This is a genomic window from Bradyrhizobium sp. NAS80.1, from assembly GCF_001908205.1.
Lineage (GTDB): Bacteria > Pseudomonadota > Alphaproteobacteria > Rhizobiales > Xanthobacteraceae > Bradyrhizobium.
In genome coordinates, this window is record NZ_LGHL01000514.1 from 1 (window position 1) to 536 (window position 536).

1 protein-coding gene is annotated in these 536 nt (G+C 62.7%); it reads right to left on the reverse strand.

Annotated elements, in window-relative coordinates:
• Positions 1–118: 118 nt before the first annotated feature.
• A partial coding sequence (tnpB, locus tag AC629_RS44600) for an IS66 family insertion sequence element accessory protein TnpB (RefSeq protein WP_349531772.1) occupies positions 119–536 on the reverse strand: 418 nt, incomplete at its 5' end.

Consider the following 536-nt stretch of genomic DNA (forward strand, 5'->3'; position numbering starts at 1 on the left):
CTGCAGCGTGGTCACATCGTCGGGAAGAGAATCATCGGCGCCCATCGCCGACCAGAGAATCACAAGATGCGGTCTCTGTCCGAACCGCTGATCGTGCCACCGATTCAAATCCCAGCGATCAGCCAGCCGCCTGCGGTCGCCAGGTGTGTTGTGGCATCCGCCAGTCGATGCCCTCCAGCAGATAGCCAAGCTGGGCTGGGGTGATTGTCACCACGCCATCAGCCGACGACGGCCACAGAAAGCGGCCGCGCTCCAGCCGCTTGGCATAAAGTGACATGCCCAGTCCATCGTGCCAAAGGATCTTGATCAGCTTGCCGCTTTTGCCACGGAACACATAGAGGTCGCCACCGTGCGGGTCGCGCGTGAACGCTTCCTGCACCAGCAAGGCCAGCGAGTTCATGCCGCGACGCATATCGGTGTGGCCGGTCGCAATCCACACCCGCACGCTCGACGCAATAGGGATCACCGCAAGCGTCCATCTGTCAGCGCCGCCACGGCGGCCTTCAGTGTTGCCGCGTCGACCGTACCCGTGATCC